The sequence below is a fragment of the Bradyrhizobium sp. CCGUVB23 genome (genome assembly GCF_024199885.1).
In the GTDB taxonomy this organism is placed as follows: Bacteria; Pseudomonadota; Alphaproteobacteria; order Rhizobiales; family Xanthobacteraceae; genus Bradyrhizobium.
Genome location: NZ_JANADQ010000001.1, coordinates 5,718,915 through 5,740,099, shown reverse-complemented (window position 1 = coordinate 5,740,099; position 21,185 = coordinate 5,718,915). Strand labels below are relative to the sequence as shown.

Here is a 21,185-nt window from a genome sequence, read left to right as displayed (position 1 = left end):
TCCACCGATCGGTCAATGTGGCCGGCATGATCGACCCGCTCATCATTCTCATTGCCGCCGTCTTCCTGACTGCCGGATTCGTCAAGGGCGTGATCGGGCTCGGCCTGCCAACCGTGTCGATGGGCCTGCTCGCAGTGACCATGGCGCCGGGCCGGGCGATCGCCATCGTCATCGTGCCGGCAATCATCACCAACATCTGGCAGACTTTCGTCGGCCCTCATTTGCTCGACATCCTCCGCCGGCTGTGGCCGCTGATGCTCGGCACCGTGATCGGGAGCTGGCTCAATGCCGGCGCGCTGACCGGCCCCTATGCGCGCTACGGCTCTGTGGTGCTCGGCCTGCTGCTGGTGATCTACGCGATCGTCGGGCTGAACAAGTTCCAGTTTCGTGTCGCGCCAAGGAACGAGAAATGGGTCGGCGGCGCCGTCGGCGTCGTCACCGGCGTGATCTCGGCCTCGACTGGCGTGCAGGTGATTCCATCGATGCCGTTCATGCAGGCGATCGGCATGGAGAAGGACGAGTTGGTGCAGGCGCTCGGCGTGTTCTTCACGGTCGCAACGCTCGCGCTCGCCTTCAACCTCACCGCGGGCGGACTACTGACACCAGCCAACGCCGTGCCGGGCATCGTCGCCATGGCCTGCGCCTTTGCCGGCATGTTCATCGGCCAGTCGCTGCGCTCGAAGATGCCGGCCGAGACGTTTCGCCGCTGGTTTTTGATCGCGATGGTCCTGCTCGGACTCTACCTCGCCGGCAGCGCGCTGCTGAAAGAGTTTATTTAGCGCGCTTCCAGCATCGCAACGCGGAAGCCGAGATAGACGAAGAGCCCGCCGAGCGCGCGGTTGATCCAGGCGATGATTCCGTCGGACCGCCGGAGCCGCAGCGCAGCCTTCGCGGCAAACGCCGCCAGGAACAGCGACCACAAAGTGCCCGTGCAGATGAAGATCAGGCCGAGCGTCAGGAAGGCGAGCGGCTTGTGCGGGGCATCGACTGCGACGAATTGCGGCAGGAAGGCCAGGAAGAACAGCGCGACCTTGGGATTGAGCGCGTTGGTGAAGACGCCCTGGAGGAAGACTCGCCGCAGCGGCGTCCGCCCATCCTCGCCCGTCAGGGAACCCGCGAGCACCGGCCGCGACCACAGCATCTGCAAACCGGTCAGCACGAGATAGGCAGCACCCACCAGCTTCACGACCGAAAACGCGGTGGACGAGGCCATCAGCAGTGCGGAGAGACCGATTGCCGCGCCCGTGACGTGGAATAAGCAGCCGCAACTGATGCCGAACGCCGCCGCGGCGCCGCCGCGCCAGCCCAATTGCATGCTGCGGCCGATGACATAGACCGTATCCGGTCCCGGCGTGATGTTGAGGGCCACGCCCGACAGGACGAAGAGCCAGAGTTCGTGAATGCCGAGCATGTCTCGCGTCCCTGAAGGCCACCCAAGCGGCCGGCTTAGTCGGTTCGGCGAGCTGCGTCCACCACCGGATTTGCCTAGGATTTGCAACGAAATTGCAATGCGGATCATACTTCCGCTTGCCTGCGCGTGCTCTATAAGGGGTAGGTTCTGGAAATGCACGGATTCGCGGAAGACCGTCACGCCGGTGGCCGGTTCCCGATCCCTTGGAGCCCGCGAGAATATGGAGAGACGCCTGGCCGCCATCGTCTGCGCCGACGTCGCCGGCTATTCGCGCATGATGGGCACTGACGAGGCCGGCACCCATGCCGCCTTCAAGGCCCATCGCAGTGCGATCCATCCCATTATCCTCAATCATGGCGGCCGCGTCGTGAAGAACACCGGCGACGGCTTCCTGCTGGAATTCCCCAGCATCGTCGGCGCGACCGAAGCCGCGATCGCGATGCAGCTCCTGATGGCGGAGCGCAACGACCACCTGCCCGCCGACCGCGCCATGCAATTCCGACTCGGGATCCACATGGGCGACATCATCGCCGACGAGGACGAGGTGTTCGGCGACGACGTCAACATCGCCGTCCGCCTCGAATCGGTGGCGAGCCCCGGCGGGTTCGCAATCTCGGCCAAGGCCTTTGGCGAGGCCGGCAAGCACCTCAACATGCCGCTGGCCAATGCCGGGACGCACCGCTTCAAGAACATCAAGGAGCCGATCGGCGTCTTCACCTGGACGCCGGACGGCACGTCCGCTCAGGTGGCGCAGACCAAAGAGGTCTCGGCGCTGCCGCAGCAATATCGCACCGCTATCGTGGGCGTGCTGCCCTTTGCCAATTTGAGCGACGCCGGCGACGAATATTTCTCCGACGGCCTCACCGAGGATCTGATTCACGCGCTGGCCCTGCAATCCTTCTATCGCGTGCTCAGCCGCAACTCGACCTTCGCCTTCAAGGGCAGGAACCTCTCGACCCGGCTGATCGCGCGCGAGATCGACGCGACCTACCTGATCCAGGGTTCGGTGCGGCGCGCCGGCAGCAAGATCCGCGTCACGGCCGAGCTGATCGCGCCGGAGACCGGCGAGCAGCTCTGGACCGGCCGCTACGACCGCGACATCGGCGACCTCTTCGCCATGCAGGACGAGATCACGACCAACCTGTCGGCTGCGATCGCGACCGAAATTTTCCGTGCGGAAGCCTCCGCTCCGGCGCGCCAGACCAACGATGTCACCGCCTGGGACCGCTTCCTGAAGGGGCTGTCACACTACTACCGGCAGACCAAGGAGGACTTCGACACCGCCATCGCGCTGTTCAAGGAAGCGATCTCGCTCGATCCCAAGCTTTCGATCGCGCATGCCTATCTCGCCACGATCCAGCTCCAGAGCATCCAGTTCGGCTGGGTCAAGGGCTCGCGCGAGATGTGGGTCGCGGCGATGCATCTGGCCGAGACCAGTGTCCGGCTCGACCCGCGCTCCTCTTTCGCATTCTCGATCCTGTCCTGGGTTCATGCGCAGGACGGGCATTACGAGGCCGCGATGGACGCCGCCAAGCGCGCGGTCGCGCTCAACCCCTACGACATGGGCGCGCGCGGCGTGCTCGGCATCTGCCACTTCGTCATCGGCGAGCATCGCCAGGCGATCGAGCTGTTCTCGATGGCGGCGCAGCGCGGCAACAGCGATCCGCGCTACCAATGGGCGGCGCTGAACGCGTTCAGCCATTATATGCTGGGCCAATACGACGCGACGTTGTCGTGGGCGCGGGAGCAGCTCTACATCAATCCGAACCACATGCAGGCGCTCGCGATCCGCGCCGCGGCACTGGCGCAGCTCGGACGGGCCGAAGAAGCCACTGAGGCGGCCGAGGTGCTGATGAGCAACTACCCGAGCCTGACGGTCGAGCGGCACCTGAGGAATTTTCACTGGAAGCAGGCTTCGGACCTCGCCCATTACCGCGAAGGGCTCCTGAAGGCGGGCGTCCCGCTCGTCAAGCTCAGCCTCGTCCAGAGCGACGTCAAACGCGCCGCCGATTCCTAAGAGCGCAAACCGCAACAGGGCGGCGCCGTCACGCGCGCTTCTGTTGACAGGACAGCGAATTCGGCCACACTTCGTTGCACGCTGTAGTAGCATAAGCTGCCGGTCCAGCGCTTTATCTTTGTTAGGATTTTCCGCGCTCTATCGGCGCGTCTGCTTTTCACGATTCGCTATTTTCAGGATTTTGGGCCATGCATGACTCCGCTTCGAAGCCCCCCTTCGACCCCTCGATCCAGGTCTCGCCGAACAATCCCTGTCCGTTCCTGCGCGGCCTCGTTGGCGAAGGCTTTGTCGATGGCGGGACCGTCCCGCTCCGCACGCTATCGCAAACGATCGCGAATGCGAGCGGCGAGACCGGGCTGAAGAAGACCTCGGCCCGCATCCAGGTCCGAGGCGTTGCACTGATCGCCAACGGCGCCTGCCACATCCTGCAAAGCATCTTCTGGGGCGCGCAGCTCAATAGGCTGCGCGGCGGCCCGCTCGACAAGCTCGGTGCCGGCTCGCGCATCCTCGGCGTCGACGGGAGCGTCAACGAGGACGAGATCGCGCGGCTCGCCAGTTTCGGCAGCACCTTCGCCGATCCCGACGGCGGCACCGAGACTGGGCTCAACGCCTCGCAAATCCAGACCTTCATGGACGACAATCTCAAGCGCGCCGGCAATCAATCGCGCTGGTACTACCCGATCCTGATGAAGTTCGAATGGCCGATCCTGCTCAAGATCATGGGCAAGGGTCAGGGTGACGACCGCTATCTCAGCGTGGCCGAGGTGAGGACATTGTTCAACGAGCGCAAATTTCCTGACAGGATCACCCAGCGGGTCGTCAGCCAGCCGGTCACGCCGCCCTCGCTCATATTCCGCGTTGCCGGCGGACTCGTCGCCGCGCTCCTCGTCTTTGGCGTCGTGGCGCTGCGTTTTCCCGATCAATTCCAGCCGATGCTGCCCGGCATCCTCGGGGACCTGGTGGCGCCGCCATTGCCGGAGCACGTCGAACCCCGGGCCGCGTACTGGCTCGAGCAAAACTGGGCGCTCGAGGACCGACACTGGTTTCATCACGCAAGCCAGGGCACCGCGACCTTCCCGGTGCCCTATCGCTGGTTCATGGCGCTGGAGCAGCCGCGGCTTCATTTTTTCGCAAAACCCGGGATGCTGCATGACAGCGACCATCTGCAGCGCTTCGGCTTCATCCCCAGCCCACAGACGATCAACACCGACGACACCACGCTGCGCCGGTTCGGCTATGCCAACGTCTACGACAAGACGAAGCCGGTGCCGGCGCGGCTTTGGGATCCCCCGGTTGACTGGGGCACCCAGGCTGAAAACGTCGACGGCCTGCCCGTCGGCTTTGCGCGCATGACCGGTGTGCCCGATCCCACGACCGGCCAAATCGGTGAGGACCGGATCGGCCTGACCTGCGCCGCCTGCCACACTGGCCAGATCCACTACAAAGGCATCGACATCCGCTTCGACGGCGGCCCGGCGATGACCGACCTGAGGAAGCTCGAGATCACGACCGGCCTGTCGATCGCCTACACGCTCCTCGTGCCGGGCCGCTTTACGCGCTTCGCCGACCGTGTGCTCGGACCCTCCGCCAGCGATGCGGATCGCGATGCGCTGAAGCAGAAGCTGCGTGCGATCAGCACGTTCCTGATCGACTGGGAGAAGACCTACAAGAAGACCATCGACGGCAAGACGAGGTTCAACGAGAAGACGAAGCGGGAAGAGCAGCAGCAGGACACGGAGGAAGGATACGGCCGTCTCGACGCGCTCAACCGCATCGGCAACCAGGTCTTCTCCCAGGACATGGCGCTCAGCGGCCTCAGCGGCTTCGAGAAGAATCTCCATGCCAAGGACGCGCCGGTCAGCTTCCCGCCGATCTGGACCGTGCCCTGGCTCAAATTCGCGCAATATGACGCTTCCATCGAACAACCGCTGATCCGCAACGCCGGCGAGGCGCTCGGCGTGACCGCGCTGCTCAATCTGTCCGACAATACACCCAAGGACACGCTGTTCCGCTCGTCGATGGACATCAGGAATCTAAACTGGATCGAGGATCTGCTGAAGGGGTCGGCGCCCTATCCGAAAAAGCAGCTCTCGGGACTGACATCACCGAAATGGCCGTCGGACATCTTCGGCGATGATGCCTGGAAGATCGATGGTGACCGCGTCAAGAACGGCCGTAAGCTCTACGCGCAGATCTGCGCCGAGTGCCATCTCGGGCCGGTCAACGATCCCGTGTTCGACGCCGAATTTCCGGACCAGAGCATTTGGACCCCGACGCGCTGGGAGACCATCGGCAGCGACAAATTCCTGAACGAGGTCCAGAAAGGCGTCAAAGGCATGGGGACCGATCCCGCTCAGGCCAGTGTGCTGGCGACGCGAACGGTTCAGGTGCCGGGCTTTCTCAAGCTCGATCCCACGCAGAAACTCAATGCCTGGTGGAGCTGCAACCTGCCGGATGTCTCTTCGACCGATATGCCGTACTCGCTCGGCCTGATGGTGCTCGTCGACATCGTCAGCCGCAAGGCGATGGACGATGCGAAGATCGACCCGAAGGTTCAGGAGGCCTGGTGGGGTACGCGCAAGAACTGCCCGAACCCCGGTCCGCAGCCGCCCGATAAAAAGGAGCCGCCGCCCTGGTATCGCGCGCGCCCACTCAACGGCGTCTGGGCCACCGCGCCTTACCTGCACAACGGATCGGTGCCCTCGCTCTACTGGATGCTGAGCCCCGCGGCCGAGCGCCCCAAATCGTTCTGCATGGGTGGTGGTCGCGACTACGATCCGAAACAGGTCGGATTCGCGGTCGTCGACGGCGAGAGCTGCAAGACCGGGCAGTCGCGCTTCTCGACGCGAGCGTCTGACGGCACCGAGCTGTTCGGCAACAGCAATGCCGGCCACTCGTTCGATGGCACGCCGGGTCCCGGCAAGGACGGCACCATCGGCCGCGTGCTCAAAGAGCAAGAGCGCTACGACCTGATCGAGTATCTGAAGACGCTGTAGCGCGCCTTCTTCCCTCGCCCCCCAAGCGGGACGTGGGAGCGTACCGCCCGCCCCTCACCCGAACAGCGGCGTGCCGGGGACGAAGGCATCGAAGGCCGCCCAGAACTGGGAGCGGTAACGGTCCTGCTCCTGGAGGATCTCGTGCTTTGCACCGGCGATCACGAGGTGAGAGCCGGCGCGCAAGTGATAGGCGAACTCCTCGATCGCGGCGGTGGAAACGATGCTGTCGTTGGAGGCCGCCAGCATCAGGATCGGCTGGCGGATCTCGGACGGATAAGACATGCCCTTAAAGGTGTGCATCGCACGGCACGCGGTGTCGGCCCAGGCGACCGTTGGCGAGGCAAGGCCGAGCGTCGGATCCTCCTCGAGGAGGGCGGCATTGCGCGCGTAGCGCACGGGATCGCTGGTCAGGGGATTGTTGATGAAGGGATCCATGCCGGTGATGCGGTCGTTGCCGCCGGGAATGTAGCGGCCACCCTGCCCGAGCAGCCGCATTGTCCTGAGCAAGGCCCGCGACGGAAACGAGGTGGCGCGGCCCGGCAGATCGATCATCGGCGCCGACAGCACCATGCGGTCGAACCAGCGCTTGCCCGAATGTGCAACCCTGAGCATCACGGCGCCGCCCATGGAATGGGCGAGCGCGAAGAAGGGTGGCGGACAATCCGGCAGCACCACCTGCTGGACGAAGGTCTCGACGTCGATCTCGAAGTCGGAGAAGGACCGTACATAGCCCTTGCGTGGATCGCGCAGGCGGCGGGAGGAATGGCCCTGCCCGCGCCAGTCGATCATCGCCACCGCAAAGCCGCGATCGCGCAGATCCCGCACCGTCTCGAAGTATTTTTCGATCTGCTCGCTACGGCCGGTGAAGACGCAGACCGTGCCCTTGCGCCCCGCAGGCGGCGCCCAGCGCGCAAAGCGCAGCTCGGCGCCGTCGGGCGTCTTGATGGTGCCGCTGACGACGTTTTCGGGAACGGGATTGGCGGGAATCGAGACCAGCGTCATGGGCAGGAAATGCCAGGAATCAAGGGGCGGGAGCGCCGAAAAGGCGCTGCTATCGCCCTCTTGAACGCTGTTTCACCCCACCCATATCATTTTCGTGCAGGCCGCTACCAGTGCTTCGGGAACCCGAGCATCAGGCTGCACACAGACTAAAGCCCGGCCCGATTGGCGGGCGGGTTACCAGATCAGTCGCTCAATGGAGGACTAACCATGCGTACCTACGACCTGACTCCCTTCTATCGCTCCACCGTCGGCTTCGACCGTCTCTTCAACCTGCTCGACCAGACGACCTCGGACGGCAGCCCCGGCTATCCCCCCTACAACATCGAGCGCACTGGCGAGAACGCCTACCGCATCACGGTTGCGGTCTCCGGCTTCTCCAAGGACGAGCTGTCCATCGTCGCGAAGGAAAACACGCTGACGATCAAGGGCGAGAAAGTCGCCAATGAGAACAGCAAGTCCGAAGTGCTCTATCGCGGTATCGCCGCACGCGCCTTCGAGCGCGCCTTCCAGCTTGCCGATTTCGTGCAGGTGAAGGACGCCTCGCTCGAGAACGGTCTGCTCCATGTCGACCTCGTGCGCGAAATTCCCGAGGCCAAGAAGCCGCGCCAGATCGCGATCAACACCAGCGCGCAGGCCACGCAGGTGATCGAGGGCGAGAAGGCCGCCGCCTAAGGCGTCCATCACATTCGACTTCCAAGTTGCGAAAACGCCCCGGTGCCCCGGGGCGTTTTTGTTTGTCCTGTTTGCACTGCATCACAGAGCGGTGAAGAGGCGTAACGAGGCTGCGGCGCAGTCCGTCCTTCCTGGCATCGAACAAGACAGACGGAGATCGACCATGAAAGTTTGGCGTACCCTGTTAGTCGCAGCGAGCTTGCTGGCCGCGCCCATCACCCTCGCCTACGCGCAATCGACGGCGCCGGTGAAGGCGAAGAATGTCGTGCTGGTGCATGGCGCCTGGGCTGATGGTTCGAGCTGGTCCGAGGTCATCCCGATCTTGCAGGCGGCAGGATTGCATGTCACGGCCGTGCAGAACCCGCTTACGTCGCTCTCCGAATCCGTCGAGGCCACAGAGCGCGCGCTGGCCGAACAGGACGGCCCGACGGTTCTGGTCGCGCATTCCTGGGGCGGCACCGTGATCAGCCAGGTCGGCACCGATCCAAAGGTGACCGGGCTCGTCTACATCGCCGCGCGAGCGCCGGATTCGAACGAGGATTTCGTGGCGCTGTCGAAGCAATTCCCGACCGGCCCGGTGCGCGCCGGCATCGTCGAGCGCGACGGCTTCACAAAACTCTCCGGGGACGCGTTCCTGAAATATTTTGCCAACGGCGTTACGCCGGAGAAGGCCAAGGAGCTCTACGCCGTGCAGTGGCCGACGGCGGCCTCGATCTTCGCCGGCCGCACGACGGACGCCGCGTGGCATGCGAAGCCGAGCTGGTATGCGGTGTCGAAGAACGACGACACCATCAACCCCGACCTGCAACGTTTCCTCGCCAAGCGCATGCACGCGACCACCGTCGAACTCGACGCCGGCCACCTGTCGCTGGTGTCGCGTCCGAAGGAGGTGGCGAATCTGATCCTGCAAGCGGCCGGATACGGGCAGAGCTGAGTGCGCAACGCGATTGAACGCAAAAGGCGCCAGGATTTTCCTGGCGCCTTTCGTCTCGCTCGGTTCTCCCCCCAAGTCGTCCCGGCGAAGTCCGGGACGAAGCCGTGAGTGTGGCGCGCAGTTTTCGCATCAAGCGACCGTTCAACTGCGCGCCTCGTCGCCTACTCCAATCCCTGCGCGGCCGGCATGTCCTGGGTCGGCAAGATGGTCGGGACGGGCTTGGTCTGGCCGACTGTCGGCGCGCTTGCTTGCGGCGCGGCCTCGCTGGGCTTGGCCTGCACGGCTGCGGCCTGCTGCGAGGCTTCGGCCCGAGCCCGGGGCGCCTGAACCTGCTGCGACGCGGGCTCGGATGCTGCCGGCTTGGCGGCGGCCACCGGAGTCTCGCCGCGTAGCGGGGCGGCCTTCGGAATCGGAACGGTGCGGCTTGCGACATGCGGGATCGGAGCCGGTGGCCGCGGCGCGGCGCTGCGGATCACAGTCGGCGGCGGCAGCGCGCCCTGCGGCCCGTAAGGTGCTACCGCACCTTCGTCATAGGCCGGCCCCATGCCGAAGCCGGGGCCGAAGGCCGGCATGAAGCGCAAAATCCGCCCGTCACGGGCGTCGATCACAAGCCGGCCGTCGTCGCCGCGGCGGTCGATCACGGCGATGGTGTAGACCAGCCCACGCAGGCGCGGGATGCCCAACGGCGAGAAGCCGTTTTCACGCAGCACGGCGTAGACCTCGGTTGCCGGCAGCAGCGCCGGGACGGGCGGGCGCTCGTACTCATAGCCGTAACCATAGGCACGCGACGGCGGCGGCGCCTCCGGCGGGCCATAGGGCCCGTCGAAATCCGAGACGGTAGTGGCGGGCCCGCGGAGCCCTCCGTTCCCCAGCACCTGCGCGTCGGCAGCAGATACCGCCAGCACGCACGCGGCGGCAGCCACCCATCCTGTGAACAACTTCATGGTCGAAACGCTCCTGTCAGGCCCGCGGACGGCATGCGCTCTTTCGCTTGTTCAGCCATGGCGCGCCTTTCGAAGGGCTGATCCGAAGCTTCCCCCGGGATTCCGACGCCCTCAGGGCCGGATCGCGGCGCGTTTGCCTTAAATCCGGGGCGGACCTGATGCGGGAAAGCGCGTGATTGACACCTTGGGAATCGGGACTTTTGCGTGCTTGTGTGCTAGACAAAATTTTGGCAAGGTGATGGTTAGGACAGGAAAGCTGTCTTAATTCCGCTTGTGATCCCGGCACAGGGATTGCAACGCAAAGCGGCGCTCTCGAGCGCCAAGAAGTTGCAGGCTAAAGCCGTTCTCGGGGACGTGGAACGCCCAGGCCTGAATTTAAGAAAATGCGGCTCGCAACGGACGAGCGGTGGCCCAAAGAGCGGGTGCCGCGGTACGCCCAAGGTGCGCCGAAGATGGCGGTGAGACAGCTTGCCGCATGAAGAGGACGGAACAATGAACGGGTCGCAATTCGAGCGCGCAAACATCGTGGCAGAAGAGCTGTCGGCGACGGTCGCCTCGAAAACGACTGATCGTCCGCTTGAAAAGCACACGTACCGCCCGCCGGCCGAAGGCCTGTACGATCCGACCCTGGAAAAGGATTCCTGCGGCGTCGGCTTTATCGCCAACATCAAGGGCAAGAAGTCGCACCAGATCGTCTCGGACGCGCTCAGCATCCTCTGCAACCTCGAGCATCGCGGCGCGGTCGGCGCCGATCCGCGCTTCGGCGACGGTGCCGGCATCCTCGTGCAGATCCCGCACGCCTTCTTCACCCGCAAGGCCAAGGAGCTCGGCTTCTCGCTGCCCGCTCCGGGTGAATACGCCATCGGCGCGCTGTTCATGCCGCGCGACAGCGCCTGGCGCAACGTCATCAAGAGCATCATCACCGATCAGATCAAGGCCGAAGGGTTGAAGCTGCTCGGCTGGCGCGACGTGCCGACCGACAACTCCTCGCTCGGTGTCACCGTGAAGCCGACCGAGCCGAACCACATGCAGGTCTTCATCGGCCGCAACGGCGCCGCCAAGACCGACGAGGAGTTCGAGCGCCGGCTCTACATCCTGCGCAAGTCGATCTCGCAGGCGATTTACCAGCGCCGCGACCGCGGCCTCGCGGGCTATTACCCCTGCTCGATGTCCTGCCGCACCGTGATCTACAAGGGCATGTTCCTCGCCGACCAGCTCGGCAAGTACTATCCCGACCTGCACGAGAAAGATTTCGAGAGCGCGCTCGCGCTCGTGCACCAGCGCTTCTCGACCAACACCTTCCCGACCTGGTCACTGGCGCATCCCTACCGGATGATCGCGCATAACGGCGAGATCAACACGCTGCGCGGCAACGTCAACTGGATGGCGGCGCGTCAGGCTTCCGTGAGCTCCGAGCTCTACGGCAAGGACATCAGCCGCCTCTGGCCGATCTCCTATGAAGGGCAGAGCGACACCGCCTGCTTCGACAACGCGCTCGAATTCCTGGTGCAGGGCGGTTACTCGCTGCCGCATGCCGTCATGATGATGATTCCGGAGGCGTGGGCCGGCAATCCCCTGATGGATGAGAAGCGCCGCGCCTTCTACGAATATCACGCCGCCCTGATGGAGCCGTGGGACGGCCCGGCCGCGATCGCCTTCACCGACGGCCGCCAGATCGGCGCCACGCTCGACCGCAACGGCCTGCGGCCCGCGCGCTATCTCGTGACCAAGGACGACCGCATCGTGATGGCGTCCGAAATGGGCGTCTTGAAGATTCCGGAGGACCAGATCGTCACCAAGTGGCGGCTCCAGCCGGGCAAGATGCTGCTGGTCGACCTCGACCAGGGTCGCCTCATTCCCGACGACGAGATCAAGGCTGAGCTTGCCAAGAGCCATCCCTACAAGGAGTGGCTTGACCGCACCCAGATCGTGCTGGAGGAGCTGCCGAAGGCGCCGACCACCGGCGTGCGCTCGAACCTGTCGCTGCTCGACCGGCAGCAGGCGTTCGGCTACAGCCAGGAAGACATCACGATCCTGATGACGCCGATGGCCTCCACCGGCGAGGAAGCCACGGGCTCGATGGGCAACGACACGCCGGTCTCGGCGCTGTCTGCCAAGCCCAAGCCGCTGTTCACCTACTTCAAGCAGAACTTTGCGCAGGTCACTAACCCGCCGATCGACCCGATCCGCGAGGAGCTGGTGATGAGCCTGGTCTCGATCATCGGACCGCGGCCGAACTTGTTCGATCTGCAGGGCCTCGCCACCACCAAGCGCCTCGAAGTGCGCCAGCCGATCCTGACCGACGCGGATCTCGAAAAGATCCGCTCGATTGCCGATCTCGGCGATACCCACTTCAAGTCGCGCACGCTCGACACCACCTTCCATGCCGGCCTCGGCGCGGCCGGCATGGACCAGGTGCTCGACGAACTCTGCGCGCGTGCGGAAGCCGCGGTGCGCGAAGGCGTCAACATCATCATCCTGTCCGACCGCATGGTCGGCACGGACCGCGTGCCGATCCCCTCGCTGCTGGCCTGCGCCGCCGTGCATCATCATCTGATCCGCACCGGCCTGCGCACCTCGGTCGGCCTCGTCGTCGAATCCGGCGAGCCGCGCGAGGTGCATCACTTCGCCTGCCTTGCCGGTTACGGCGCGGAGGCGATCAATCCCTACCTCGCGTTCGAGACCATCATCGCGATGAAGGACCGCCTGCCCGGCCCGCTCGACGACTACGAGATCGTCAAGCGCTACATCAAGTCGATCGGCAAGGGCCTGCTGAAGGTGATGTCCAAGATGGGCATCTCGACCTACCAGTCCTATTGCGGCGCGCAGATCTTTGACGCGGTCGGTCTGAAGGCGGACTTCGTGTCCAAGTTCTTCGCCGGCACCCACACCCGCATCGAGGGCGTGGGTCTGGCCGAGATCGCGGAAGAGGCCGTGCGCCGCCATGCCGACGCGTTCGGCGAGGCGCTGGTCTACAAGACCGCGCTCGATGTCGGCGGCGAATATGCCTACCGCACCCGCGGCGAGGACCACGCGTGGACGGCCGAATCGGTGTCGCTGCTCCAGCACGCCGCCCGCGGCAATTCGCAGGAGCGCTATCGCGCCTTCGCGAAGATCCTCAACGAGCAGTCGGAGCGCCTGTTGACGCTGCGCGGCCTGTTCCGGATCAAGAGCGCGGAAGAAGAGAAGCGCAAGCCCGTGCCGCTCGACCAGGTCGAGCCGGCCAAGGACATTGTCAGGCGTTTCGCCACGGGTGCAATGAGCTTCGGCTCGATCTCGCGTGAGGCGCATACGACGCTTGCGATCGCCATGAACCGGATCGGCGGCAAGTCGAACACCGGCGAAGGCGGCGAAGAAGCTGACCGCTTCAAGCCGCTGCCGAACGGCGACAGCATGCGCTCGGCGATCAAGCAGGTCGCCTCGGGCCGGTTCGGCGTGACGACGGAATATCTCGTCAACTCCGACATGATGCAGATCAAGATGGCGCAGGGCGCCAAGCCCGGCGAAGGCGGCCAGTTGCCCGGCCACAAGGTCGACGCGACGATCGCAAAAGTCCGGCATTCGACGCCGGGCGTCGGCCTGATCTCGCCGCCGCCGCACCATGACATCTACTCGATCGAGGACCTGGCGCAGCTCATCTACGACCTCAAGAACGTTAACCCGACGGGCGACGTCTCGGTCAAGCTCGTCTCGGAGATCGGCGTCGGCACGGTGGCCGCGGGCGTTGCCAAGGCGCGCGCCGACCATGTCACCATCGCGGGCTTCGAGGGCGGCACTGGTGCATCGCCGCTGACCTCGATCAAGCATGCAGGCTCGCCCTGGGAGATCGGCCTCGCCGAAACCCACCAGACGCTGGTGCGCGAGCGGCTGCGCAGCCGCATCGCGGTCCAGGTCGACGGCGGCTTCCGCACCGGACGTGACGTCGTGATCGGTGCGCTACTCGGCGCCGACGAGTTCGGCTTTGCGACCGCGCCGCTGATTGCGGCCGGCTGCATCATGATGCGCAAGTGCCATCTCAACACCTGCCCGGTCGGGGTCGCCACGCAAGACCCCGTCCTGCGCAAGCGCTTCACCGGCCAGCCCGAGCACGTGATCAACTACTTCTTCTTCGTCGCCGAAGAGGTTCGCGAGATCATGGCGAGCCTCGGCTTCCGCAACTTCAACGAGATGGTCGGCCAGACCCAGATGCTCGACCAGACCCGCCTGGTCGCGCATTGGAAAGCCAAGGGCCTCGACTTCTCGAAGCTGTTCGTCAAGCAGAAGGAAGAGAAGGGCCAGAAGATCTATCACTCGGAGCGCCAGAACCATCATCTGGAGGCCGTGCTCGATCGCAAGCTGATCGAGAACGCGACGCCCGCGCTCGACCGCGGCGCGCCCGTGAAGATCGAGGCCGAGATCAACAACACCGATCGTTCCGCCGGCGCGATGCTGTCGGGCGCGGTGGCCAAGATCTATGGCCATGCGGGGCTGCCGCACGACACGATCCATGTCAGCCTCAAGGGCACCGCCGGCCAGGCCTTTGGCGCGTGGCTCGCCCACGGCGTCACCTTCGAGCTCGAGGGTGAAGGCAACGACTATGTCGGTAAGGGCCTGTCGGGCGGCAAGATCATCGTCAAGCCGCCGCGCAACGGCGGTATCGTGCCGGAAGAGAGCATCATCGTCGGCAACACCGTGATGTACGGCGCGATCGAAGGCGAGTGCTACTTCCGCGGCATCGCCGGCGAACGTTTTGCCGTGCGCAATTCGGGCGCCGTGGCGGTGGTCGAGGGCGCGGGCGATCATTGCTGCGAATACATGACTGGCGGCATCGTGGTCGTGCTCGGCAAGACCGGGCGCAACTTCGCGGCCGGCATGTCCGGCGGCATCGCCTATGTGCTCGACGAGGCCGGCGATTTCGACAAGCTCTGCAATCTCTCGATGGTCGAGCTCGAGCCGGTGCTGTCGGAGGAACTGATCAACGCCGGCACCTACAACCACTCCGGTGATCTCGAGGCGCATGGCCGGGTCGACGTGTTCGAGAACCTGCTCGATTCCGACGTCGAGCGCTTGCACGTCCTGATCTCGCGCCATGAAAAGGCGACCGGCTCCAGGCGCGCGATCGAGATCCTCGCGAACTGGAAGGAATGGCTGCCCAAATTCCGCAAGGTGATGCCGGTCGAGTACCGGCGTGCACTGCGCGAAATGCAGGCCAACGCGGACGCCGAGCCGAAAATCGCGATCGGCGCGTAAGTCTAACCCCTCGTGGGCAGAGGCGGCGCGAAAGCGCCGTCTCGAACCATGAGGCCTCCATCCGGGCCGTCATCCTTCGAGACGCGTATTCCGCGTTCCTCAGGAATGGGGTTCGAAATGAAAAACGAAGCGGCAGGGACTACGGGTTTAATGGGCAAGATCACGGGCTTTCTCGAAATCGAACGGTATGATCGCAAGTACACCCCGGTCGCCGAGCGCTTGAAGCATTTCAAGGAATTCGTCGTTCCGCTCTCGGAGAAGGAAACGCGCGACCAGGCCGCGCGCTGCATGAATTGCGGCATTCCCTATTGCCACGGCACCGGTTCGGTCGCGCCGGGCACGCCCGGCTGTCCGGTCAACAACCAGATCCCCGACTTCAACGACCTCGTCTACCAGGGCAACTGGGAAGAGGCTTCGCGCAACCTGCATTCGACCAACAATTTCCCGGAGTTCACCGGCCGCATCTGCCCGGCGCCGTGCGAAGCCTCCTGCACGCTCAACATCGACGACAACCCGGTCACCATCAAGACCATCGAGTGCGCGATCGTTGACCGCGCCTGGGAGAACGGCTGGCTGAAGCCGGAGATCAACACCGAGAAGACCGGCAAGAAGGTCGCGGTGATCGGCTCGGGTCCGGCCGGCATGGCCTGCGCACAGCAGTTGGCACGCGCCGGTCATGACGTGCATCTCTACGAGAAGTACGCCAAGGCCGGCGGCCTTCTGCGTTATGGCATTCCCGACTTCAAGATGGAAAAGGACATCATCGACCGCCGCGTCGCGCAGATGGAGGCGGAGGGCGTCACCTTCCACTACAACAGCCATGTCGGTGCCGCCGGCAACGTCGATCCGCGCGAGATGCTCAACGAGTACGACGCCATCGCGCTGACCGGCGGTGCGGAAGCGCCGCGCGACCTGCCGATCCCTGGCCGCGACCTCGACGGCATCCAATACGCGATGGACTTCCTGCCGCAGCAGAACCGCCGCAACTCCGAGGAGCCTTTGAACGGCGTCACCGACATCCTCGCCGGCGGCAAGCATGTCGTCGTCATCGGCGGCGGCGATACCGGCAGCGACTGCATCGGCACCTCGCTGCGCCAGGGCGCCAAGTCCGTGACCCAGCTCGAGATCATGCCGGCGCCGCCCGAGCGCGAGAACAAGGGCCTGACCTGGCCGAACTGGCCGCTCAAGATGCGGACGTCCTCGAGCCAAGCTGAAGGCGCAATCCGCGAATATGCCGTGCTGACGCAGAAGTTTTCCGGCGAGAACGGCAAGGTCAAGAAGCTGCACTGCGTGCGCGTCGACGACAAGTTCAAGCCGATGGCCGGCACCGAATTCGAGCTCGATGCCGAGCTCGTGCTGCTCGCCATGGGTTTCGTGCACCCCGTGCACGAGGGCCTCTTGAAGCTGCTCTCGGTCGACCTCGACCCGCGCGGCAACGTCAAGGCGAACACGCTCGACTACCAGACCTCGCGCCCCAACGTGTTCTCCGCCGGCGACATGCGCCGCGGCCAGTCGCTGGTGGTGTGGGCGATCCGCGAGGGACGCCTCTGCGCGCGGTCGATCGACACGTTCCTGATGGGGAAGACGGATTTGCCGCGATAAGTTTTCGCGAGCTGGCTGCCACATGTGAGACTGTCATCGCCCGCCTTGTGCGCAATTGCGCACTGGAGCGGGCGATCCGGTATTCCAGAGACGTCAAACGTATACGGATCAGCCGCGGCGTACTGGATACCCTGCCTTGGCGAGGCATGACGGCGGAGTGCGTAGCGGGCACGTGTCCGCCAATACAATCACTCTTCCTTCACGTCAATTCTGCAACCTCACCCCCAGCATCACCACGGTCGCCTGCGAGCTCGACAGCGGGACGTTCGAATTCAGGATGTCGTGGCGCAGGGTACCTTTGACCCAGAGGTTGCGGTTGAGCTTGTAGATGAGATCGCCTTCGATCGAGTACGTTTTGTCCTTACGCACATTCTCCTGGTAGTCATACGTGCCGTAGGTGAACTTGCCGATGCCGGTCAGCCAACGACGGAAGTCGTGATCGACTTCAACGGCGTAAGTGCGCACCAGGATGCCCGGGGAGCCCACAAGCGTCGTCTCCTGGATCTGAGTGTCGGAATTGAATCTCACGGTGGTCAGTCCGCTCGCGTTCCAGACCAGCGAGCCCGTGGTCAGGAAGCCGCTGAGCTGGCTGAGCCTTGGATCGACATAGTTGCGCGCGGCGTAGCCGATCGAGATTTCGCCGGTGAGGATGCGCGAGAACTCGAAGGACGTGCCGACCTTGGCGTAGCCACCGTTTGAATCGCGCAAATAGCCATTGCGGTCGGCAGCCTGGTCGTGCACGCGGGTGTCGCCCTCGATCTCCAGGAATGGCTTCAGGCCCGGCTTGAGATCGTAGGAGAAGCGCCCCACACCACCATACTGGTTGAAGTCGCGGTCGTCGTTGCTGGAAACCGTGCCGTCGGTGAGCTTGGAGTTGGTGTACGCCGTGCGGTCGACCGTGGCACCGGCGGCGACCTCGAAACGATTGAAGGTCTGGTCGACGCCGAGTGTCGTGCCGTAGGTGGCGTAGATCGGATATCTCTGAAGTCCCGCCTGGATGTTCGGGCTACCGGGATTGTCGGTGGCAAGCCGCAGGCGGAGCTCCGAAGTCAGCCTGAGATCGCGGTCGACGTCGATGCGGCCGTCGATGTGGCCGGTGAAATCCGGGCGGTTGATCTCGACGGGCGCGGGCGAGGCGACGCCGTCGATCGTCGCAGGCAACTGGTTGCCATAGCCGGTGAAGGATCCGCGCAGGTCCGCGACCAGCGCGTGGCGCTCCCAGTCGGACATCACGACGAGCTCGTGTGCCACGACATAGAGCGGCGAGCCGATCGGCTTGTTGAGGCGCGCCGGATTGGTGTCATAGCCGCCGGAGAGCTCGAGCGCGCCCTTGATCAGGAAGCTGCCGGCATAATCGCCGACGGGGCCGAAGGGATCATCGTCGAGCTTGAGGCGCCGGCGCAGCGGCTGGCCGGGCACGGTGCCGGCCATCGCCGCCGGCACCGGCGTCTTGTTGGCGGTCTCCGACGGCGGCGGCGCGATGCGCGGCAGGCCGATGCCTGGTGCGGACGTCGCGGCCGGAGCCGGGGTGCCGGGACCGGGCGCGCGTTTCGGCTTCGGCTGCCCCGGATAAAGCTTTGGCTGCTGCCGCTTGCGATTGAGCGAGTCATAGCCCGAGGCGCCAGAGCCATTGGCGGCGGGCAGGCCATAGGTCGGCACCTGGCCGACGCGCGAGGGCGCCGGTGTGTCCTTGCTCTTGCGCGGATCGGCGCCGGGATCGGGCAGCGCCGGCAAGCCATCCGACGGGGGCTGCGCGAACGTCGTCGTGGCCGTGCGCCGCGTGGGGAGCGTGTCCGGCGAGACGAAGCCGCCGCGGTTCGGATTGAAGAGGTCCGGTGTGAGGCTCTGGGCGGCGGCGGGCGCGCGCTCCAGCATGGTCAGCGCAAGGCATGGCAAGACGGCGCGCAAGACGTGCGCGCGCTTGCTCCGGCTCCTGCCTGGAGGCGACCCCACGATGGAAAAAACTCCAACGAATTCCGACACTTCCGCGACGGCTTCCGCGGGGGACGCGGGAACCATCGTTAATGGAGTTAAAACAATTATGGTTAATGACCCGTTGAGGGCGGACCTCCTCACGTCGCCTCCCCGCCGCGGCCGTGCTAAGCAAGCGGCCACGCGCAAACCGGGTTTGCCCCTCTTCCCTGGATCAAAACATGCCGAGCTCGAAACCGCTGATGACCCCATCATCCGGCCCCGCCTCCTCCGACATCGAATCCGCGCTGCGCACGCTGGAGACGGAGAGCGGCGGCATCGGCGCGCTCGCAACCGCGCTGAAGGGGCCGCTAGGGGCGAGCTTCACAGCGGCGATCGACAAGATCCGCAACGCCAAGGGGCGCGTCGTCGTCACCGGGCTCGGCAAGTCCGGGCACATGGCGCGCAAGATCGCAGCGACGCTCGCCTCGACCGGCACGCCCGCCTTCTTCGTCCACGCCGCCGAAGCCGGCCATGGCGACCTCGGCATGATCACCACCGACGACGTCATCATGGCGCTGTCCTGGTCCGGCGAGCAGCCGGAGATGAAGAACCTCGTGAATTACTCGGCGCGCTTTGCGATTCCCATGATCGCGGTGACGTCGAACGCAGGCTCCGCGCTCGGACAGGCCGCCGATATCGTGATCGAGCTGCCCAAGGCGCGCGAAGCCTGCCCGCACAATCTGGCGCCGACCACCTCGACGTTGATGCAGGCCGCGATCGGCGATGCCATCGCGATCGCGCTGCTCGAAGGCCGCGGCTTCACGGCGCTGGAGTTCGCGCATTTCCACCCCGGCGGAAAGCTCGGCGCGATGCTGAAATTCGTTCGCGACTACATGCGCACCGGCGCGGAGATCCCCGTGAAGCCGGTCGGCACAAAGATGTCGGAGGCGGTGGTCGAGATGTCGGCCAAGGGTTTGGGGTGCGTCTGCATCGTGAGCAGTACGGGCGAGATCGCCGGCATCATCACCGACGGCGATTTGCGCCGGCACATGCGGCCGGATCTGCTGACCGCGACGGTCGACGACATCATGACGAAGCAGCCGAAGACCGTGCCGCCCTCCATGCTCGCGACCGAGATGATTGAGGTGCTGAACACGCGCAAGATCACGACGCTGATCGTGGCCGAAGCGAGCAAGCCGGTCGGCATCGTGCACCTGCACGATCTGTTGCGGGCCGGCGTGGCTTAAGCCAACTCTCGTCATCCCGGGGCATCGCGCAGCGATGAGCCGGATCCATTCATCCGCGTGACCCGTGGCGAAATGGATTCGGGGCTCGCGCCAAGAGGCGCGCCGCGAAATGACACGGAGGATGTAGGGCGCGCACTGCCTGCCTCCTCTCCGTCATTGCGAGCGCAGCGAAGCAATCCAGACTGTCACCGCGGAGAGATTCTGAGACGCTTAGTTCGCCGGAAATCGCGCCGCCTTCTCCTCCAGCGGCAATCTCAGCCCGTTCGCCAGATACGACACCGTCCGATAGACCCCGCACAGCATCATGATCTCCAAAATCTGGGCGTCGTCGTAATGCGCTGCGAGCGCGGCAAACTCCACGTCATCAAGCGTTGCGCGGTGATGCAAGGCATCGACGGCCGCGATCAGCGCCTGCTCGGCCGTAGACCAGCAGGCTGAAGTCGCCTCGCCATGAGCGGTGGCGCGGACCTGTTCATCCGTGAGACCCGCAGCTCCCGCGAAGATCGCGACATGCACGCCCCATTCATATTCGCATGTGTTCAGCGCGCAGGTGCGGTCGATGACGATCTCGCGCTCGCGCAACGACAGCGGCCCCGGGTCCAGGAGGCTGCCGGCGCGGAACTTGTCCCAGGCGCGCTTGTATCCGGCCATCACCCGGAACAGCATCAGGGGTGGCGCGCCGCGCATGATGCGGTTGAACTGCTCATCGATCTCGGGCGGATAAGGCGGATCCAGCGGCGCGATGCGCGACATCGTCTGTGACATGGCCGATCCCTCTGCTACAATAATTGTAGCGATACGCTACACTATCCGTAGCAACGCGCAAGGGGGCGACATGGCGAGACAGGCAGGGCAACGCAGCGTACGCGGCTCGCGCACGGGCCGGCCGATCATGGCCCTGCTGGACCTCTTGGGGAAACGCTGGAGTCTGCGGATCCTCTGGGAATTGCGCGGCGCCCCCCTCACCTCCCGCGCGCTCCGCAGCGCCTGTGACGAGGCATCCCCCACGGTGCTACAAGCCCGGCTCACGGAGTTGCGCGAGGCGGGCTTCGTGGAGCTCGGAGATGCCGGCGGCTACAGCCTGACGCCGCTCGGGCGGGAATTGTGCGAGACCTTCATGCCGCTGCACCGGTTTGCGGAAAGGTGGAGGAAGTAGAATTCGAACAGCCGCGCGCCTCAACCTCCCTTCGCCCCTTGTGGGAGAAGGTCGCGCGAAG

General features: G+C 64.8%; 14 protein-coding genes. 9 read left to right on the top strand and 5 right to left on the bottom strand.

Translation table 11 applies throughout. The annotated features are described in order from the left end of the window. The first annotated feature begins 26 nt into the window (after positions 1 to 26). On the top strand, positions 27 to 779 hold the full coding sequence (locus tag NLN62_RS26380) for a sulfite exporter TauE/SafE family protein (protein ID WP_027522265.1): 753 nt from the start codon (positions 27 to 29) through the stop codon (positions 777 to 779). Here the strand turns inward: NLN62_RS26380 and NLN62_RS26375 are convergent. Next, positions 776 to 1,411 carry a LysE family translocator gene (locus NLN62_RS26375; protein ID WP_027522264.1) on the bottom strand — a complete coding sequence of 212 codons (636 nt, stop codon included), beginning with the start codon at positions 1,409 to 1,411 and terminating at the stop codon, positions 776 to 778. The genes NLN62_RS26380 and NLN62_RS26375 overlap by 4 nt on opposite strands. A 220-nt stretch (positions 1,412 to 1,631) precedes the next feature. Here NLN62_RS26375 and NLN62_RS26370 point away from each other — a divergent pair, with 220 nt between their 5' ends. Both NLN62_RS26370 and NLN62_RS26365 read left to right on the top strand, forming a co-directional pair. Continuing rightward, positions 1,632 to 3,428 carry a tetratricopeptide repeat protein gene (locus NLN62_RS26370; protein ID WP_027522263.1) on the top strand — a complete coding sequence of 599 codons (1,797 nt, stop codon included), beginning with the start codon at positions 1,632 to 1,634 and terminating at the stop codon, positions 3,426 to 3,428. A gap of 188 nt (positions 3,429 to 3,616) precedes the next feature. Further along, positions 3,617 to 6,424: a cytochrome c gene (locus NLN62_RS26365; RefSeq protein ID WP_254110765.1), complete on the top strand. Its 2,808-nt coding sequence runs from the start codon at positions 3,617 to 3,619 to the stop codon at positions 6,422 to 6,424. A 54-nt stretch (positions 6,425 to 6,478) separates the two neighbouring features. Here NLN62_RS26365 and NLN62_RS26360 read toward each other — a convergent pair whose 3' ends face one another. After that, positions 6,479 to 7,426, bottom strand: coding sequence for an alpha/beta fold hydrolase (locus NLN62_RS26360; protein WP_027522261.1), 948 nt, complete (start codon positions 7,424 to 7,426; stop codon positions 6,479 to 6,481). Positions 7,427 to 7,633: 207 nt separating this feature from the next. On the opposite strand from NLN62_RS26360, the gene NLN62_RS26355 reads away from it, so the two are divergent. Both NLN62_RS26355 and NLN62_RS26350 read left to right on the top strand, forming a co-directional pair. Beyond that, positions 7,634 to 8,098, top strand: a complete 465-nt coding sequence (locus NLN62_RS26355) for an Hsp20 family protein (protein ID WP_254110763.1) — start codon at positions 7,634 to 7,636, stop codon at positions 8,096 to 8,098. Between the two features lie 163 nt (positions 8,099 to 8,261). Beyond that, positions 8,262 to 9,032, top strand: a complete 771-nt coding sequence (locus NLN62_RS26350) for an alpha/beta fold hydrolase (protein ID WP_254110761.1) — start codon at positions 8,262 to 8,264, stop codon at positions 9,030 to 9,032. A gap of 161 nt (positions 9,033 to 9,193) precedes the next feature. On the opposite strand, the gene NLN62_RS26345 is transcribed toward NLN62_RS26350, so the two are convergent. Continuing rightward, the gene (locus NLN62_RS26345) at positions 9,194 to 9,976 is read right to left on the bottom strand and encodes a hypothetical protein (protein WP_254110759.1); all 783 of its coding nucleotides are present in this window, start codon (positions 9,974 to 9,976) and stop codon (positions 9,194 to 9,196) included. A gap of 492 nt (positions 9,977 to 10,468) precedes the next feature. Between NLN62_RS26345 and gltB the strand changes: the two genes are divergently transcribed. Together gltB and NLN62_RS26335 are read left to right on the top strand one after the other, a co-directional pair. Beyond that, positions 10,469 to 15,205: a glutamate synthase large subunit gene (gltB, locus tag NLN62_RS26340; RefSeq protein WP_027522257.1), complete on the top strand. Its 4,737-nt coding sequence runs from the start codon at positions 10,469 to 10,471 to the stop codon at positions 15,203 to 15,205. Positions 15,206 to 15,355: 150 nt separating this feature from the next. Further along, on the top strand, positions 15,356 to 16,807 hold the full coding sequence (locus NLN62_RS26335) for a glutamate synthase subunit beta (RefSeq protein WP_027522256.1): 1,452 nt from the start codon (positions 15,356 to 15,358) through the stop codon (positions 16,805 to 16,807). A gap of 204 nt (positions 16,808 to 17,011) precedes the next feature. Here NLN62_RS26335 and NLN62_RS26330 read toward each other — a convergent pair whose 3' ends face one another. Further along, on the bottom strand, positions 17,012 to 18,760 hold the full coding sequence (locus NLN62_RS26330) for an outer membrane beta-barrel protein (RefSeq protein WP_027522255.1): 1,749 nt from the start codon (positions 18,758 to 18,760) through the stop codon (positions 17,012 to 17,014). A 200-nt stretch (positions 18,761 to 18,960) separates the two neighbouring features. Between NLN62_RS26330 and NLN62_RS26325 the strand changes: the two genes are divergently transcribed. Then, positions 18,961 to 19,968, top strand: coding sequence for an SIS domain-containing protein (locus tag NLN62_RS26325; protein ID WP_254110757.1), 1,008 nt, complete (start codon positions 18,961 to 18,963; stop codon positions 19,966 to 19,968). A 210-nt stretch (positions 19,969 to 20,178) separates the two neighbouring features. Here NLN62_RS26325 and NLN62_RS26320 read toward each other — a convergent pair whose 3' ends face one another. Next, a complete protein-coding gene (locus NLN62_RS26320) occupies positions 20,179 to 20,733 on the bottom strand; it encodes a carboxymuconolactone decarboxylase family protein (protein ID WP_254110755.1) in 555 nt (184 codons plus the stop codon). Positions 20,734 to 20,803: 70 nt separating this feature from the next. On the opposite strand from NLN62_RS26320, the gene NLN62_RS26315 reads away from it, so the two are divergent. Then, on the top strand, positions 20,804 to 21,124 hold the full coding sequence (locus tag NLN62_RS26315) for a helix-turn-helix domain-containing protein (RefSeq protein WP_254110753.1): 321 nt from the start codon (positions 20,804 to 20,806) through the stop codon (positions 21,122 to 21,124). The last annotated feature ends 61 nt before the right edge of the window (positions 21,125 to 21,185 follow it).

Excerpts from the sequence above, each read along its gene's own strand:
- NLN62_RS26380 (WP_027522265.1), top strand. The coding sequence starts at position 27 with ATGATCGACCCGCTCATCATTCTCATTGCCGCCGTCTTCCTGACTGCC.
- NLN62_RS26375 (WP_027522264.1), bottom strand. The coding sequence starts at position 1,411 with ATGCTCGGCATTCACGAACTCTGGCTCTTCGTCCTGTCGGGCGTGGCC.
- NLN62_RS26370 (WP_027522263.1), top strand. The coding sequence starts at position 1,632 with ATGGAGAGACGCCTGGCCGCCATCGTCTGCGCCGACGTCGCCGGCTAT.
- NLN62_RS26365 (WP_254110765.1), top strand. The coding sequence starts at position 3,617 with ATGCATGACTCCGCTTCGAAGCCCCCCTTCGACCCCTCGATCCAGGTC.
- NLN62_RS26360 (WP_027522261.1), bottom strand. The coding sequence starts at position 7,426 with ATGACGCTGGTCTCGATTCCCGCCAATCCCGTTCCCGAAAACGTCGTC.
- NLN62_RS26355 (WP_254110763.1), top strand. The coding sequence starts at position 7,634 with ATGCGTACCTACGACCTGACTCCCTTCTATCGCTCCACCGTCGGCTTC.
- NLN62_RS26350 (WP_254110761.1), top strand. The coding sequence starts at position 8,262 with ATGAAAGTTTGGCGTACCCTGTTAGTCGCAGCGAGCTTGCTGGCCGCG.
- NLN62_RS26345 (WP_254110759.1), bottom strand. The coding sequence starts at position 9,976 with ATGAAGTTGTTCACAGGATGGGTGGCTGCCGCCGCGTGCGTGCTGGCG.
- gltB (WP_027522257.1), top strand. The coding sequence starts at position 10,469 with ATGAACGGGTCGCAATTCGAGCGCGCAAACATCGTGGCAGAAGAGCTG.
- NLN62_RS26335 (WP_027522256.1), top strand. The coding sequence starts at position 15,356 with ATGGGCAAGATCACGGGCTTTCTCGAAATCGAACGGTATGATCGCAAG.
- NLN62_RS26325 (WP_254110757.1), top strand. The coding sequence starts at position 18,961 with ATGCCGAGCTCGAAACCGCTGATGACCCCATCATCCGGCCCCGCCTCC.
- NLN62_RS26320 (WP_254110755.1), bottom strand. The coding sequence starts at position 20,733 with ATGTCACAGACGATGTCGCGCATCGCGCCGCTGGATCCGCCTTATCCG.
- NLN62_RS26315 (WP_254110753.1), top strand. The coding sequence starts at position 20,804 with ATGGCGAGACAGGCAGGGCAACGCAGCGTACGCGGCTCGCGCACGGGC.